At 60.8% G+C, this 16,969-nt stretch carries 13 protein-coding genes; 3 read left to right on the top strand and 10 right to left on the bottom strand.

The window, feature by feature from the left end:
* Positions 1-4 precede the first annotated feature (4 nt).
* Entirely contained in the window at positions 5-1,756 is a 1,752-nt protein-coding gene (locus ACX3M4_RS01515) for a caspase family protein (protein ID WP_459356842.1), read from the top strand.
* Positions 1,757-1,984: 228 nt separating this feature from the next.
* Here the strand turns inward: ACX3M4_RS01515 and ACX3M4_RS01510 are convergent, their stop codons facing one another.
* The 4 genes from ACX3M4_RS01510 to ACX3M4_RS01495 all read right to left on the bottom strand — a co-directional run bounded on the left by ACX3M4_RS01510 (position 1,985) and on the right by ACX3M4_RS01495 (position 6,202).
* Positions 1,985-3,139: a DUF2336 domain-containing protein gene (locus ACX3M4_RS01510; protein WP_459356841.1), complete on the bottom strand. Its 1,155-nt coding sequence runs from the start codon at positions 3,137-3,139 to the stop codon at positions 1,985-1,987.
* A 136-nt stretch (positions 3,140-3,275) separates the two neighbouring features.
* Positions 3,276-4,589: a transglycosylase SLT domain-containing protein gene (locus ACX3M4_RS01505; protein WP_459356840.1), complete on the bottom strand. Its 1,314-nt coding sequence runs from the start codon at positions 4,587-4,589 to the stop codon at positions 3,276-3,278.
* Positions 4,590-4,999: 410 nt separating this feature from the next.
* Entirely contained in the window at positions 5,000-5,602 is a 603-nt protein-coding gene (locus tag ACX3M4_RS01500; RefSeq protein WP_459356839.1) for a flavin reductase family protein, read from the bottom strand.
* Positions 5,603-5,605: 3 nt separating this feature from the next.
* Entirely contained in the window at positions 5,606-6,202 is a 597-nt protein-coding gene (locus tag ACX3M4_RS01495; protein WP_459356838.1) for a nitroreductase family protein, read from the bottom strand.
* Positions 6,203-6,437: 235 nt separating this feature from the next.
* Between ACX3M4_RS01495 and ACX3M4_RS01490 the strand changes: the two genes are divergently transcribed.
* Positions 6,438-7,532, top strand: a complete 1,095-nt coding sequence (locus ACX3M4_RS01490; protein ID WP_459356837.1) for a hypothetical protein — start codon at positions 6,438-6,440, stop codon at positions 7,530-7,532.
* 26 nt (positions 7,533-7,558) lie between these two features.
* Here ACX3M4_RS01490 and ACX3M4_RS01485 read toward each other — a convergent pair whose 3' ends face one another.
* The 5 genes from ACX3M4_RS01485 to ACX3M4_RS01465 all read right to left on the bottom strand — a co-directional run bounded on the left by ACX3M4_RS01485 (position 7,559) and on the right by ACX3M4_RS01465 (position 13,937).
* On the bottom strand, positions 7,559-8,413 hold the full coding sequence (locus ACX3M4_RS01485) for a lysophospholipid acyltransferase family protein (protein WP_459356836.1): 855 nt from the start codon (positions 8,411-8,413) through the stop codon (positions 7,559-7,561).
* A gap of 142 nt (positions 8,414-8,555) precedes the next feature.
* Complete coding sequence (thrS, locus tag ACX3M4_RS01480) at positions 8,556-10,526, bottom strand: threonine--tRNA ligase (protein ID WP_459356835.1); 1,971 nt, start codon at positions 10,524-10,526, stop codon at positions 8,556-8,558.
* 138 nt (positions 10,527-10,664) lie between these two features.
* Complete coding sequence (locus tag ACX3M4_RS01475) at positions 10,665-12,131, bottom strand: RimK family protein (protein WP_459356834.1); 1,467 nt, start codon at positions 12,129-12,131, stop codon at positions 10,665-10,667.
* Between the two features lie 4 nt (positions 12,132-12,135).
* Positions 12,136-13,320 (bottom strand): peptidase C39 family protein, encoded by a 1,185-nt coding sequence (locus tag ACX3M4_RS01470; RefSeq protein WP_459356833.1) that lies wholly within the window; start codon positions 13,318-13,320, stop codon positions 12,136-12,138.
* 158 nt (positions 13,321-13,478) lie between these two features.
* Positions 13,479-13,937, bottom strand: coding sequence for an Lrp/AsnC family transcriptional regulator (locus tag ACX3M4_RS01465; RefSeq protein WP_459356832.1), 459 nt, complete (start codon positions 13,935-13,937; stop codon positions 13,479-13,481).
* Positions 13,938-14,065: 128 nt separating this feature from the next.
* On the opposite strand from ACX3M4_RS01465, the gene ACX3M4_RS01460 reads away from it, so the two are divergent.
* Positions 14,066-14,962, top strand: a complete 897-nt coding sequence (locus tag ACX3M4_RS01460) for a DMT family transporter (RefSeq protein WP_459356831.1) — start codon at positions 14,066-14,068, stop codon at positions 14,960-14,962.
* A 192-nt stretch (positions 14,963-15,154) separates the two neighbouring features.
* Here the strand turns inward: ACX3M4_RS01460 and ACX3M4_RS01455 are convergent, their stop codons facing one another.
* Positions 15,155-16,966, bottom strand: a complete 1,812-nt coding sequence (locus ACX3M4_RS01455) for a B12-binding domain-containing radical SAM protein (protein WP_459356830.1) — start codon at positions 16,964-16,966, stop codon at positions 15,155-15,157.
* Positions 16,967-16,969 lie beyond the last annotated feature (3 nt).

Genomic DNA, 16,969 nt, shown 5'->3' with positions numbered 1-16,969 from the left:
TGCCGTGAAACGCTTTTCGTGTTTCCTGTTTCTTTTATTTCTTAGCCTGACCACCGCCCAAGCGGAGCGACGGGTTGCGCTTGTCATCGGCAACTCGGGCTACCAGCAGGTTGCCGCGCTGAAGAACCCCTATAACGACGCGCAAGGCATGACCGAGAAGCTCACCAGCCTCGGATTTGAAGTCGTTACGGGCCAGGATCTCAGTCTCAGAGACATGCGCCAGACGATCAGGAAGTTCATCGGGACGCTGGACGGCGCCGATCTGGCCCTGTTCTTTTACGCAGGACACGGGCTGCAGGTCAGCGGCGAAAACTACCTGCTTCCAGTCGATGCCGAACTCGATTCCCATCTGGATCTGGAGTTCGAGGCGCTCCCTGCAAATCTCGTTCTGAATGCCATGGAGCAAACCGCGAAGGTGAACCTGGTATTTCTCGACGCCTGCCGGAACAATCCGTTCGCCGAAAACCTTGCGCGCTCGATGGGGACGCGGTCCAGCGCGGTTGGGCGCGGCCTCGCCAAGATCGGCTCTGGCGTCGGATCCCTCATATCCTTCGCAACCCAACCCGGCAACGTGGCGCAGGATGGTGACGGAGAGAACAGCCCCTTCACCACTGCTCTTCTGAAACATCTCGGCACACCCGGCCAGGACATCACCCGCGACCTGGTCATGGTCCGCCGGGATGTTCTTGATGCCACCAGGGGCCAGCAGGTGCCTTGGGACAATTCCTCACTGACCGGCGAAGTTATCCTGAAGGCTGAGGAACAGATCGCCCCCGTTGAACCGGAAACCCCGGCGGTCAACCCGCAGATCGAGCTGGCCTACTGGGATTCGATCAAGAACGGCGAAAGTGCCGCCTATTTCGAAACCTACCTCACGCGCTATCCGGAAGGTCAGTTTGCCGATATCGCCCGCATCCGCCTCGACGAGATCAAGGCTAAATCGGACGAATCGAAGGCACGGGCAGCAGAACCCGACAAATCCGCCGAAATCGCCTTCTGGCAGTCCATGCAGAACGCGACGCGGCCGGAAATGTTCGAAACCTACCTGGAACAGTATCCGGATGGTCTTTACGCCAAGCTCGCCCGGTTGAAAATCGATGCGATCCAGCAAGCGCAACTGGCTGCGGCGGAAGCTGCCAGGAAAGCACAGGCAACATCGGCTGCGGCACAGACATCCCCCGCTGCGGAACCCGTTCCTGACAAGATCACGGTTGCAGCATTGTCACCGTCCGATACGGTTGCCCAGGAAGCGCCTGCGCTTTCCGAGCCCAGCGAACAGAGCCGGTCACTCAGCCCTGAAGAGCTTGCTTCGGCAATGCAAACCGAACTCAACCGCCTCGGCTGCCCTGTCGGCAGGGTCGATGGCGATTGGGGTAACAGGAGCAGGGGAGCTCTCCGAACTTTCGGCAAGGAGGCTGGCATCGAACTCGTGTCCCTGGATCCGGATGCCGCGGTTCTGGACCTTCTGAAGAAGTCCACCGGCCGGATATGTCCCCTCACCTGCGGCCGGAATCAGGAACTCAAGAACGGCAAGTGCGTTGCCGTCCGGACGGAAACTCCATCAACCGGCACTTCCAAACCGAAAGCCGATACCAAGGCGGCAAGCAACTGCCCGGGCAATCCCTCGGCTTACGGAAATGCGACCATCGGCATGGGACACGGCGCTGGCCGCCAGACCCTGACCCACCCTTGCGGGCGAAAGATGGCATGCCGGGGCTCAAAGGCAAGCTGGATCCTGACCTGTACCTGGCTCTAAAGCGTGTCGCGTTCATTTGAATTCACGCGACAGGCTCTATGTCTTTTTTGACTCACGTCTTTTTGCGAAAAGCCGGAACCCACTTTTTCGCGACGTGCTTTTGTTCGGTCAAGTCGCAACCCGAACAAGCTGCTACCGACTCGCTGCTGTGCGGAAGCACTGTCCGGTAAAAGACGTTTGCCGATGAGGTGTTTCTGGAAATAGAACGGGACGCCGCGCTTGCGTTATTCAGGCGGCCGCCGTCACCTGCAAACCGCTGTTCTTGACCAGGAGCCGGGCCTCCAACCGCGCGACGTCGATGGCAAAGCGGCGCAGGAACGCGGTCACATCCTCGTCGGCGCCGAGCGCACCGTCCTGCATTTCGGCAAGCAGCGTCTCGGTCAGCATGCGCGCCTCGTCGAGCGCCAGATCATAGGTGAAGTCGGCTTCCGCCTGCCGGGCGATGTCAATGGCCAGCAGGAAGGCCTGGTGAGCCCGCAGCGGCAGCCCCGCCTTGCGCAGCATCGCCTGCAGGGCCGAGCGGCGCACGGTCACCAGCAGCTTGCAAAGCCGCGGCAGCGGCACCTGGCCGAGATTGGCCAGTGCGGCGGCAAAGAAGCGCAAGCGGCCGCAGCAGACCGCGCGCAGCAGCAATCGCGTCGTCAGTTTGCCGTGGGCACGCAGATGCTCCACAAACTCCGGCAGCTCATCGACGCTGGCTTCCAGTGCCAGGCGCAACACGACCTTGTCCTCGGCATCGCTGAGGAAAGTGTGGCGCTGGTTTTCCGGTACCCGCTCCAGCACGATCGGGTGATCGTCCAGATTTTGGGCGAGCCGCATCAGCAGCTGGTAGCGCGTAGTGAGCGGCAGGTCGCGGGTCTTGAGCAGTTGGTCGCAAAGGTCCGGACGGTCCTCGAAGCGCTGCGCGATGCGCAGCAGCGAGGATTGCAGGATACGGGCGCTGTGGTTCTGCAGGAGGGCGCGGCAGGCCTCTTCGCAGCCGACTTCGCAGATTGCGGCGCAGATGGATGCCGGCAGGCCGTCGCGGACAGCAATGGCGCACTGCACCGCATTGCTGCCTTCGGCCAGAAGATCCACCAGCTCGGCTTCGGTCAGGATCGGAGAGGCTTGCAGAACCGGGATGGCAACTTCGTCGACATCGCTTGCAAGGCAGCGGATCACGTGGCCCGGTGCCCGCGGGCTGGCGGCAAGAATTTTCGCGATCGCCTTGCGGACGGCACGGCTCGGATCGTCGAGAAGAATTGTCAGGGCTGCAGCCATGCTGGTCTGTTCCGGGCTGCCGGGGTCGGCCGCCAAATACCGGTCCGCAAATTCCTGCGCGGCCCGGATGTCCAAGGTGCGCTCGTCAGCTTCGTTCAGAGGGTGAAGGTCGTGTGCATTCATGGCGGTAAAACAATCTTCCCAAGAGTCGAACTGAGTCTGACATCAAAGGCTTAACGATCGGTTCACCATAATTTCGCCAAGGTTCCTGCCGTCTTCACTGCCTGCCGGTGGAAAGTGGCAGGCAGTTTCTGTCAAATCAGGCCGGTGGCAACAGGTCCTTTTGCTCCTCTTCCGCCTTCAAGCGCAGGAAACGTGTGAGATCCAGAGGCCCTCCCTGATTGGCGAGCGCCAGTTCCTGCGCCTGCACCTGGCTGGAAGCCCCGGACAGAGCGCTGAAGAGGGCTGCCTCCTGAACGGCTGCGAAGGCCGAGGCAAAGCGCGGGTTGACGCCTGCCTGGTTCGAACCCTGGTCATTGCGGAACAGCGCCTCGAACGGATTGGCCGTCTCCGTTGCCTGGAAGGCGGAGAGCACCCGCGTCGACGCGTCGAAGTCGTCGTCGCCGCCGCCATTAATGGAAGCTTCCCGCGTATCTTGCGGCGCCGGACGGCTGGCCGCCGCAACCACTGTCTCTTCCGGGAAGGCGGTGCTTGGAGCAGCATCCACAGTCTGCTGCGGACGGCTTTCCGGCAACGGCATGGTTGCTTCGGCAAATTGCAGCGGATCCTTCTCCGGCAATTGCGGCATCGACGGACTGGCGGATGCGATCTGCCCCGGCAGTTCCGGCTTGGAGCGCAGCGCGAAGGCTGCTGCCGGGTCGCCTGCCAGATGGTCGAAGGCCTGCTCGTTCAGCGCCAGCAATCCGGTGTCCGGCTTGGCATTGGGCAGGGTCGCGACCTGCTGCAACTCGCCAGAGGTCCGCAGGTTCTTCTTCGTCCCGGCTTCGGCGATCATGGTCACTGCGTCATGCTTGGAGACGATGACCTCGTAGACTTCCTGTAGCGAGCGGGCTTTGCCGTTCGAATGATAGAAGATCGGCTTGTTGGCCCGGGCCTGGGCGGAAAACATCTTGTCGGCCCGCATGTCCGGGTTGGCACCGGCCGCATCGATCAAGCGGCTCGCACCGCCTGCGCCCAGGAAATGCGCCATATAGAGCTCGCCGTCGCTCGGTTCCCGGCCAATCTTGCGCTCCAGGTAGTTCGCATTCTTCTGGGTGAGCGCCCCCGCCATTGTCGACGAAATTTCCGGATCCTTGCGCAGATCCAGGATTTCCCGCCGCATTTGCGGATCGCTCACATAGTATTTGCCGCTTTTCGACCGCTGAATGTGATCCGAGTATTTCTCAAGCCCGTGCTTCGGGCCAGCTTCCTTCATCGTTTCCAGCCAGGTGGATTCGATGAACTGGAACAATCCCGTTGCGCTGGATGTCCGCGCTTTGGCTGTGGGATTGAACGAAGATTCCCGCGCAGCCGTTTTCACCAGGTAGTCAAAAGACGTCCCTGTGGAAGTACTCGCAGACTGAAACGCAAGCTCGATCCGTGACGCGATCGAGGTGGTGTCAGCAACCCGCATGACCCTGTCTCCTCGACGGAACTACATTATTACTTCGTTAACTTTCTGGGCTAACTTTCACGCCCAAAAGGTTAACAAAACCTTAACAACACACAGGCTAGGTCCGAAGCAACTGCAGGCGAGTCTTTTTTCTATTGGGCCTGGTCAGAACTACTGATGGCGAAGGCAGCGAATGTGGACATACAAGAGCCACCCGGCCATTTCCTTGGGAAAAACGCACCAAGAACTTTTTACGCTACAGCACTCGCATAACGCCGATCGCCGTGAGTCGGCAACCCAAAAAGGAAAAGGCGCCGACTCGGCCGGCGCCTCCTCCCGTCACATTGCTTAATTCCGGCCTTAATTCCGGCCTTAAGTCCAGCCTTGATGTCGGCCTCAAGCGGCCCTTACACCAGCCTTAGTGCCCTCTGTCAGACCTTGGGCCGTCCCATCGCAAAAACCTCGGTCACGGCCGAATAGTCCATGTAGCCGAGACGCGACAAAGGCTTGTAGCGGGTGACGTCCACCCGGCCTTCGACCAATATGCTCTCGTCGATATGGACGCCGACCACCTGACCGAACACGACGTAACTGTCGGTCTCGGTGCCGTCGACGCTCTTCAGGCGCAAGGTCTGCAGGTGCCGGCATTCCAGCGCGGTGACCGCCCTGGCAACCCGGGGCACTTTCACAAGCCGGGAGGGTTCCATCTCCAGACCGGCGACGTCGAACTCGGAGGTCTCGTGCGGCACGGCTGCCGAGGTCTGGTTCATCGCGTCCTTCAGGTCGAAGCTCGCCATGTTGCAGACGAATTCGCCGGTCGCATCGATATTGGCGACGCTGTCCTTGTAGCCTGAGGACGAGAACATGACGATGGGCGGCGTATCGCAGACGGCGTTGAAGAAGCTGTAGGGCGCAAGATTCGCCCGGCCGTCCCTGTCGAGCGAAGAAATCCAGCCGATCGGTCGCGGCGACACGATCGCCTTGAACGGATTGTGCGGCAGGCCGTGGTCGTTTTTCGCAGTTTCGTAGAACATCTGTCAGTCAGTCCCGGTCCAGGTGGAAAGAATTTCGGAAAGATCCGGGCGCGGACGCTCGAAAGGCGGCTGGGTGGGCGTGCCTATATGCACGAAGCCGGCAAAGCGCTCGCCCTCGCCGGCACCGAGATAACGGCTTGCTGCCGCGTCGTAGCTGTACCATTCGGTGATCCACTGCGACGCAAAACCGGAGGCTGCTGCGGCGGTGACGAGGTTCATGCAAACCGCCCCTGCGGACAACTGCTGTTCCCAGACCGGGATCTTGACGTGCTCGCCCGCCTTGCTGACGACACCGATCACCAAGGGCGCCCGGGTGAAGCGCGTCAGCTCCTTTTGCAGCAACTCGCCCTCGATCGGCCCGTTGAGCTGCGCATAGTGCGCGGCAAGCCAGGCACCGATACGTTCCCCGTCCGCCTGCCGGTAGAGGATGAAGCGCCAGGGTACCAGCTTGCCGTGATCAGGCACGCGGGCCGCGATTGTCAGAATATCGGCGATCTGCGCCTCGTCCGGGCCCGGTGCCGTCATGGTGACGGAGGGATGCGAACGTCGCTGCCTCAGAAACACAAGGGTTGCCGGAGATCCTGTACTGAAGTGCGGCATGAAATGTCCTGTCCCGCCAGTTTCGTCGTAGATCCACGTAATTCATTGAGTGGATTTGTCAACTTTGGACGAGTGTCTTGAATTTGCCCGATTTCCGATAGCATTAGGGTGTGAACTCACAAATGAAGATGAATTTGCCTCAAACCATTTGCGAGTTCGCTTCCTGGAAAAAAACGCGGCCAAAAATTCAAAAGACTGGTAAAACTTTGCGAGTCAAAATGATAATGAAGCGGGCATGTTGAATTTCGCAACCGAACCAGACCAACCGGGGTTGAAGCGCGCGCTCAAGAAAGCTGCAATCTGCGCAATGTTCTGCGCCTCCCTCGCTGTCGGCCTGTCGCCCGTCTCCATTTATGCACAGGGCACCGATGCCCCGATGCCGCCGGCGGTAAAACCGGACCCCAATGCAGCGCCTCCCACTCCCGAAACACCGATTATCAATCTGCTCGACCGGGAACCCGAGCCGACCTTCGTCGACAATGCCTATGCCCCGTCCCGCTCGACGTCGCTTGGCATCAAGGGCGGCCTGAACCAGGGCGCGCTTTATTTGATGGCCAAGCTGACGCGGGACAGCGAACCGCTCAACGAAGGCCTTATCTGGCGCATCTATTCCGAGACGACCAATACGGACGGACGGCTGCAGCTGGTTGCGACGTCCCAGGGCGGCGATGCCGAGTTCCGTCTGGATCCGGGCACCTATCTCATTCATACCGCCTATGGATACGCCCAGGCCACCAATCGCATCGTCATCGGCAAGGAAGTCCAGTCGAAGATGGTGACGCTCAACGCCGGGGGCATCAAGTTCGGCGCGGCGCTGAAGGACGGCGAACCGCTCAAGGGCAAGCCGATCGCCTTCGATATCTACGGCATGGAATTCAATCAACGCGGCGAGCGCAACAAGATTGCCAGCAACGTCAAGCCCGGGTCCATCATCCGGCTGAGCGCCAACACCTATCACGTGGTCAGCCGCTATGGTGACGTGAACGCGGTCGTGCGTGCCGATATTCAGGTTCTGCCCGGCAAGCTGACCGAAGCCACGATCTTCCACAAGGCTGCCGGCATCACCTTGAAGCTGGTCAACGAACGCGGCGGCGAAGCCATCGCCAACACCACCTGGTCCGTGCTCAGCCCCGGCGGCGACGTCGTCGTCGAAGCCACCGGCGCCTTCCCCGACTTCGTGCTGGCCGAGGGCGAATATGAGGCGCTGGCCCGCAACAACGGCCGCACCTACCTGCACACGTTCGAGGTCGCACCGGGAGAAGACCGCGAGGTCGAAGTGGTGACGTCGATCAGTGAACTGGCAAGTCAGCAAACCAGCGCAAACAACTGATTTTCAATAAGTTTCGTTAAGATAGTTCAGACCTGGGCCCGACGACCAAGCAACCGGCGTTTGCGCGCCGGCGGGGCCATCTCCATCACCTTGGTCTGCAGGAAATCCATGATTTCCTTCTGGTCGCCAAAGCCGGACAGCGTCTCGAATGGGATCGGCCGGCCCGCCCGAGCCGTGATGACCGACCCGAGGATGCGGCGGAACTCGCGCACCAGCAGCGACAGGCGAAGCGTCAGCGAGTATTTGCTGACCAGGTGGAACAGCCAGGAATTCTGGCCGTCGAAATAGATCGGCAACACGGTCGCCCGCGACGAGCGGATCATCTTGGCGGTAAAGGTCTTCCAGGGCAGTTCCTCGGCGCGGCCGAAGGGCTTTGCCGCTGTTGCGACTCCTCCCCCCGGGAAAACAATCACCGTGGTGCCTTCCTGCAGCAGCTGAAGGGCCTCCTTGCGAGTGGCCATATTGGTCTTCAGCGCTTCCTTGGTTTCCTCGAAATCGACCGGAAGCGAGAACGGCCGTACCTCCGGCACTTTCAGGAGCTCGTTGTTGATCAGGATCTTGAAGGGGCGGCCAAGTTTTTCGGCCAGGGCCAGGATCGCCAGCCCGTCACCAATGCCGTAGGGGTGGTTGGCGATCAGCACCAGCGGACCTTCCGGCAGGTCCTTTGGCGGCCATTCGCCGTCGGCGACGGCTACATTCAGATTGATGAGGCCGAGCAGATCGTTCCAGATGTAGTCGGACGTGCCGACCATCGTGCTTTTCCAGATATCGTAGATATCGACCAGCTTGCGTCGGCCGGAGAGACCTTCGATGGTACGGATGGTCCACCGCTTCAGCGGCGGCTGTGCCGAATTGGCATAACTGAATTCAGCGTAATCCACGGCGGTCGTCTTGGCCCTGATGAAACTCGTGCAAATCCGGAACCCAATACCAGACACACTGTTTCACGAATGTGACGGCACATTGCCCTGAGATAAGGGCAATGTGCAAGCTGTCAGTTTTCCCCTGAATGCAGGGCAGGCATCAACGCAGGTCCGGCGGCGTGGCTTCTTCCACAAAGGCCGCAATCGCATCGTCGAGCCCCATCGGGGTCTGGTCCTTGGAGCCGAGACGGCGGATGTTGACCGTCCGCTCTTCGGCTTCGCGCATGCCGCAGACGATGATCACCGGAACCTTGGCCAGCGAGTGCTCACGGACCTTGTAGTTGATCTTCTCGTTGCGGAAGTCGGTCTCGACCTTGAGACCCTTCGCCTTCAGAAGATTTGCCACTTCCTGGCCATAGCCGTCCGCTTCCGAGGTGATCGTCGCAACGACGATCTGAAGTGGTGCGAACCACAGCGGGAAGTGCCCGGCGAAGTTCTCGATCAGGATGCCGAGGAAACGTTCCATCGAGCCGCAGATGGCGCGGTGGATCATCACCGGCGTCTTCTTCTCGCCGTCCTTGTCGACAAAGAAGGCACCAAAGCGTTCCGGCAGGTTGAAGTCCACCTGGGTGGTGCCGCACTGCCATTCGCGGCCGATGGCGTCCTTCAGGGTATATTCGAACTTCGGCCCATAGAAGGCGCCCTCGCCCGGCAGGATGTCGGTCTTGACGCGTCCGCCGGACTCCGCCTCGATCCGCTTCAGGACCTCGCCCATGACCTCTTCGGCATGATCCCAGGCCGCGTCGGTGCCGACGCGCTTTTCCGGCCGGGTGGAGAGCTTCACCACGATTTCGTCGAAGCCGAAGTCCTTGTAGACCGACAGGATCAGGTCGTTGATCTTCAGGCACTCGTCCGCCATCTGCTCTTCGGTGCAGAAGACATGGGCATCGTCCTGGGTGAACCCGCGCACGCGCATCAGCCCGTGCAGGGCTCCCGAGGGCTCGTAGCGGTGCACGGCGCCGAATTCGGCAAGGCGCAGCGGCAGGTCGCGGTAGCTCTTCAGGCCGTGCTTGAAGATCTGTACGTGACCCGGGCAGTTCATCGGTTTCAGCGCGAAGACGCGCTCGTCCTCGGCTTCCGGATCGGCACACTGCACGGAGAACATGTTCTCCTTGTACCAGGTCCAGTGACCGGAGGTCTCCCAGAGAGACGTATGAAGCACCTGCGGCGCGTTGACTTCCTTGTAGGTGTCGCGCAGCACACGGCGCTTGTAGGCAATCAGGCTCTGGAACATGTCCCAGCCCTTCGGATGCCAGAAGACTACGCCCGGGCCCTCTTCCTGGAAGTGGAACAGGTCCATTTCCCGGCCGAGCTTGCGGTGGTCGCGCTTTTCCGCCTCTTCCAGCATGTGAAGGTAGTCTTTCAGCTCCTTCTCGCTGTGCCAGGCGGTCGCGTAGATGCGCGACAGCATCTCGTTGTTGCTGTCGCCGCGCCAATAGGCGCCAGCCACCTTCATCAGCTTGAAGGCATCGCCGATCTGGCGGGTGGAGACCATGTGCGGGCCGCGGCAGAGATCCAGCCACTGGCCCTGCTTGTAGATCTTGAGCTCCTGGCCTTCCGGGATCGCGTCCACCAGCTCGACCTTGTAGGTCTCGCCCTTGGCGGCGAAATAGCGCTTGGCTTCGTCGCGCGACCAGACTTCCTTGGTGAACTGGGCACCGCGCGCGATGATCTCGCGCATCTTCTTCTCGATGACCGGCAGCTCTTCCGGATGGAAGGGCCAGTCGGCGCCCGTGTCCGGATGGACGCGCTTGAAATCGTAGTAGAAGCCGTTCTCGATCACCGGACCGATGGTCACCTGAGTGCCCGGCCACAGTTCCTGCACGGCTTCAGCCATCACGTGGGCGGCGTCGTGGCGGATCAGCTCCAGGGCACGCGGATCGTCGCGGGTGACGATTTCCAGCTTGTGGTTGCCGGTGATCGGATCGGCAAGATCCTTCAGTTCCCCGTCAAGGGTCATCGCTACAGCCTTCTTGGCGAGCGACTTGGAAATGCCTTCGGCGACGGCCAGGCCCGTGGTGCCTGCCTCGTATTCGCGCACGGAGTTGTCGGGGAAAGTCAGTTGGATCATCATTTTTCTCCTGCTCACTCCTGCAGACAAGGCAGGTAAGCTGTTCAAAGGAAATGGAACGGGCCGGGCATACGGGATTCAAATTAATCCGGCAACCTTTTCCGAGGCATTTCCCTTGATTTCCCGTCGACTGTGACCTCAGCGCGTCTCCAGGCGGCGCACGAACCAGCGGATGAGCTGGTCCCAGACGGCGTCCTTGTCGGCCTGGTCCTCGACACCGTGCTCAAGGTTCGGATTGTCATTGACCTCGATGACGACGACCCTGTCGCCAAAGACCTTCAGATCGACGCCATAGAACCCGTTGCCGATCAGCCGGGCAGCGCGAACGGCGATGTCGATCACCGCAGGCGGAGCCTCGGCCAGCGATACCGTCTTGAAGCCGCCTTCGACGGCCTTCTTGCCGGTCTCGTGCCGCACGATCTGCCAATGCTTCTTGGCCATCAGGTACTGGCAGGCAAACAGCGGTTCGCCATCAAGGACGCCGATGCGCCAGTCGAAGTCGGTCGGGCAGTATTCCTGGGCAAGCAGGATCGCGCTTTCCTGGAAAAGCTCCTTCAGCTTCTCCTTGATGGTCTCGGCACCCGAAACGCGGAAGACACCGCGGCTGAAGGACCCGTCAGGGATCTTCAGCACCACCGGTGAGCCGAGCTTGGCTTCCAGATCGCCGGCTTCCTTCAGCGAAGACAACACGATGGTCTTCGGCGTCGCAATGCCGTGGCTGGCGAGCAGCTCGGTCAGGTAGACCTTGTTGGTACAGCGGATCATCGACACCGGATCGTCGATCACCGGCATGCCTTCCTGCACCGCACGGCGGGCGAAACGATAGGTATGATTGTCGATATTGGTGGTCTCGCGAATGAAGAGCGCATCGTACTGCGCCAGCTTGTCGAGATCGCCCTTGCCGATGGGCACGACTTCAACCCCGTGCCGGGCCGCGACCCTGGCCATGTGCTTCAGCGAGGCGATGGACGACGGCGGCAGCTCTTCCTTCGGATCGGACAGCACCGCCAGGGCATATTTCATCAAGGCGCGCTGTTTCGGCGCGCGCCAGGGCCGCGTCGTGTAATTCTCGACGGCCGCCAGAAAGGCCGCCCGTTCGTCCGCTTCCAGATCGTTGACCGCCAGCACCCGGATCCGCTTGATGCTGCGCCACTCCCCTTCCTCCAGCACCACTTCCAGTACCGGTGCGCGGAACCAGTCGAAGAGCAGGCGCCCAAAGGGCTCCAGCGCGGCATCACTCACCTGGCCAAGATAGATCAGCAGCCGCGTCACCGCATTGGCGGCTTCCGTCGGCATCTTGCGCAGGCACCTGTTGAGCCGGTCTTCAAGCTCGGGCAGCGCATGCTGGTAGAGCTGCTTGCGCGACAGCTCGATCATGGTCTCGACGGTCGGCACCACGCGGTGCTGACGGGCTTCGGCAAGCAGCGAGGCGTAATAGCCCGCCCCCTGATAGCCATAGGAACGCGACAGGTTCAGGATCGTCGGCTTGGCACCGGTAAAAAGCTTGGGATGGGTGAGATATTCCCGCACGGTCATCACCTTGTGCGGGGTCTCGGTGTTGGAAACATCTTTGAGGCTGTCGACCAGAATGACCCAGGAAGACATGGGATCAGGCGTCCTTTCGTATCAGGATTTGCGCGCGGACCGCGTTCCGGCCCCAACGGGCCATGCGGTCGAATTCAGCAAAGGGAATGGGAAGGTTGGCAGCATCTGCCGCGCTTTCATGGCGTTCGTGTTCCAGCCAGGGATCATGCACGATCAGGTGGCGATCGTCCGCATCATGCACAAGCAGCCAGTGCGGAACTTTCTGCCCGAACATGCGGTAACCCGATATCAGCACGATCGCGAGCGTTCCGCGGGCAATTTCCCCGGCAAGGGCAAGTGCGTCCAGCGGCTGGTCCGAGCGCTGAACGCCAAGCGCTTCGGCCTCGGCCCGGTAACCTTCCTGGACCAAAGTCAGAACCTTGCGCTTTTCCGGATTGCGGACCGAGTTGAGGAACAGCAATTCGTCAGGTGCCAGTCGGACTTCTACCGAATGGCCACGCCTTGCCAGGGCATTGGCGAGACCGAACGGTCCGCAGCCGCCGTGGCCGGATGCCAGGTAGATGGTCGTTGCCTCGCGCCACAGGGTCAGTTCGCCCAAGGGTTCGGCCGGGACCGAGCGGTCGAAATGACGGATCGCCATCAGCGCGCAGGCCGGACCGCAGGTGAATTCGGTGGTCTGCGAATAATAAGGCGCATTGCCTGCGCCCAGTACCGGACCATGCAGCAGCTTTTCCATCCGGAACGCAGCACAGCCGTCGTCGTAGTAATTCTCCACCTTGCCCAGCATTCGGTAGCCGGTTCCCTTGTAGAGCTTCAGGGCGCTGTCATTGTCCGCCCGGACTTCCAGCCTCAGCACGATCCGGTCGCAGTCAAAGGCTTCGCTTTCGGAAGCCGTAAGCAGCAGAGCGCCCAGCCCCTGCCCCCGGCAGGACGGATCGACGGCCAGCGAATACAGCCGGGCAAGCGCGGTTCCCTGACGCAGCAACAGAAGCGCATAGCCGCGAATGCCTTCGGGGCCCTCGGCGACCAGGATGCGCGCGCGCGGGCTTTCCAGAAAGCGCTTGAAGCTTCGCCGGGAGATCTTGTCGCCGGCAAAGGTGCTGTTCTCGATGCGGAAAAGCTCGGCGAGATCGCCGGAGCGGGCGGAACGGATTGAAATGTCCCCGGTTTCGGCCTGGGGAGACGCCTTGTCCATGGTGCCTCGAAGGACCCATTGACCGGTGTGCCGCACCCGGTTTCCATCCATCATTGGCGACCTCTCCGGCGGCCGAATTCAGCCATTGCCCGGACCTGTCGGCGGCCCTTGCGGAATACACCGATTTGCCAAGGCTGTCTTTTGGTTTTTTGAAACCGCCAACACATTTTCGGAACCACGATTCCTCAGCTGTTACAATCCGCTCCGGCAGCTTAAGTGTCGTCCAAGGCCACGACAAGCGGGGGCGGCCTCCGGCGGATCGGCTGGGATTTGACGATGGAGGTGCTGGTCTCTGCCTTGTCGGCGATCTTGTCCAGAATGCCGTCGAGCTTGTCGATGGAAGGCACGGCCAGACGGGCAACGAAGCAATCCTCGCCGGTGACCTTGTCGCATTCGCAGAATTCCGGGATGTCCTGGATAAGCTGCTGCACGATATGCAGCTTTCCGGGCAGCGGCCGGATGCGCACAATGGCCTGAAGGCTGTAGCCGAGAGCCTTTGGATCGATCTCCGCCGAAAAGCCCCGGATTACGCCCCGCTCCTGCAGGCGCCGGATCCGTTCCGACACGCCGGGGGACGAGAGACCGGCATGCGCCGCCAGTTCTTTCAGCGACATGCGGGCATCGCCGATCAGCGCTTCGATAATTTTGGCATCCACATCATCTATCTTCATTTTTGTCAACTTCCGGGATCAGCGCCTCATTTTAAAAAGAATATATTCTTCCTTTCCTAATTTAACAAATGGAACCCGCAGGCATTCCCTGACAGACTCGTCCCATCTTGCAAAACATGGAGGCAAAGATGGATAAGACGCTGCGCGGTGCCGCCGAAATGTCGGCCGCGATGACCATATTGGGATCGATCGGACTGTTCGTGGTTCTCTCCGGCCAGGCGGCGATCGATGTGGTCTTCTGGCGCTGTGCGTTCGGCGCTGTTGCGCTGCTGGTCATCTGCAGTGCTCTTGGCCTTTTTCGTCAGCAACTGACCTGGAAGAAACTGGGCCTTGCAGCTCTCGGCGGTGTCGCCATTGTCGTCAACTGGGCGATGCTCTTCAGTGCCTATGGCGAAGCGTCGATCGGCGTTGCCACCGCCGTCTACAACACCCAGCCCTTTATCCTGGTTGGTTTCGGCGCTGTCTTCCTGGGGGAGCGGGTCACCGCCACCAAACTCGGCTGGCTTGGCATTGCGTTTATCGGCGTGATGGTGATCGTCCTGGCGAAACCCGGCAGCGTCGGCTATGCCGGTTCGAACTACGCCCTCGGCATCGGGCTTTCCTTGGCCGCTGCCTTCTTCTGGGCCGTCGCGGCCCTGATCACCAAGAAACTGACCGGCACGCCGCCGCAGCTGATCGCGCTGATCCAGGTTTGTGTCGGCATCCTGATGCTTGCCCCCTTTGTCAGCTGGTCCGCACTGCCTCAAGGCGCAATCGCCTGGGGGTCTCTGGCAACGCTCGGCGTCGTCCACACCGGCATCATGTACATCCTGATGTACGGCGCGGTGCAGAAGCTGCCGACCTACCTGCAGGGCGCATTCTCGTTCATCTATCCGGTCGTTGCCATCTTTGTCGACTTTGCCGCCTTCGGCCACCAACTGAAACCGCTGCAGCTCGTGGGTGCTGCCGCGATCATCCTGGCAGCCATGGGCATGACCTTCGGCTGGCGGCTGATCCGTCAAAAAGGCGAAGCCTGCGCGCCGTGATACATCAAAGCGATTACGCTACCCGGCGCCCTCCCCTCCTTTATCGACCTGGGAGTGGGTTGGGTGAGGGAACAAACGCCGTAATTGTCCGGCAAGGCTGTCCCCTCACCCGGCGCCAGGCGCTGGTTTCTGCCAATCGGAGCGGTTGCCTGATGGCCGTGTCGCGGTTGCGGCATGCGATCACGCCCGGTTTCAGGTGACTGCTGCCGCCTTGACCTTGTTGCCGCTGGCCTTGGCCCTGTCCTTGCCAGCGTGGACAAGCGCCGCATCGCGGTGCTCCTTGGCAACGGCTTCCGTGCCGCCGCGTGTCTCGCGGATCATCGCCAGCTCTTCTTCGGCCGCGTGGTCCATGGGGGCGATTGCAAGGTCCGAATAGTTCTGCCGGTCGGGTGAAGCCTTCACCCGCCGGTAAATGCGGTACACCCGCCAGACCGCGCTCACATACGCCCAGTGCTTGGCGACGATTTCCGACAGGTAGCGGGGATAGAAGACGAGCGGGTGTTCTAGCGGCATCCCGCCGCGCCGGTCCCGGCGCACTTTCAGGCGGAAATAGCCGCCCTCCAGCGGATGCACACCCTCGCACTCCACCATCAGCTTGAACCACATCATCAGGAACAGCTTGTTGCCCGGCCGTCCCTTGCGGTGCGCGGCAGCCCGGCGCAGGACGGTCTCGATGTGCTCATCCGAATAATAGCTTGCCCAGGCGTGCCGGTAGGCGTCTTCCCAGTCCTCATCACTCATCTTCGGATGATGGCTGACCCGGTGATTGAGATCGTATTTGTTGAGGTCCGGATCCATCCAGACACCCTTTTCGAGCAGCACCTTGTGGTCCTCGGACCCCGGCAGCGGCGTCAGATAGAAAAATTCGAGCAGATCGAGCGGCAGTTCCTTCTTGATGATCTCGACATCATGCAGAACGGAGGCCTTTGTATCGCCGGGAAAGCCGATGATGTAGCCGGCATAGGTGGTTGCGCCGTGGGCGCGCCATTTCTGAAGCATTTCCCGGTATTCGGTAATCTTGTTCTGCCGTTTCTTGGCAGCCATCAGATTGTCCGGATTGATGTTTTCCAGGCCGATAAAAACCCTGTTGACCCCGGCCCTGGTCGCCTTCTCGATAAAGCCGTCGATCCGGTGGCAGAGCGTATCCACCTGGATGATGAACTTGATGTCGAACTTTTCTTCTTCCCGCAGCTGGATCAGCCTGTCGAACAGCGGCTCCCATTCCCGGTTTCTGGCGAAATTGTCGTCGGTGATGAAGAAGCGGTCGATGCCCTGGGCGACATTGTCCCGGATGATCTGTTCCAGGTCGTCCGCCGAGCGGAACCGGCTCTTGCGGCCCTGCACGTTGATGATGGTGCAGAAGGAACACTGGAACGGGCAGCCACGGCCCAGATCGAAACTGGAATGCGACCCCGCAGTGAACTGGATGTGCTTGGACGGCAGGATCGGCGTCGGCTCGCCTTCCAGCGACGGCAGGTCCGCCATGAAATTGTAGAGCGGTTTCAGGTCGTTCGCCCAGGCATCGCGGAAGACCATGTCAAGCCGCCGGTCCTCTGCCTCGCCGGCGAAATAGACGACGCCTTCCTTCTGCAGGGCGATCATCTCTTCCGGCATTTCCTTCAGCATGGAAATGCAGCCCGAGACATGGAACCCGCCGACGGCAACCTGAAGGCCCTCTTTCAGGAACCTTCGGGCAAGATCCGTTGCCCGCGGAAACTGGTTGGACTGGACACCGACCAGGGCGATCAGAGCCTTGCCGCCCTCTTTCCGGATCTGCGCGGCGATCTTTTCCGGACGCACGCGTTTGTTGGTTTCGTCATAAGTGTGAAGATGAATGCGGACATCCGGCCCAAGCGCGGCCCGCTCCCGGGCGGCTTCCGCCAATCCGTTGAGGCTCGCCAATGTGTTGGAGGGGATGGCTGATCGCAGCCACTGTATCGGATAGCCGTTATCGTCGTAATGTGTCGGCTTGATCATCACGAAGTGAAAGTCACGTGCGTCCATGCT

Source organism: Roseibium sp. M-1 (assembly GCF_054515675.1).
This window is presented reverse-complemented; position numbering and strand designations above follow the sequence as displayed.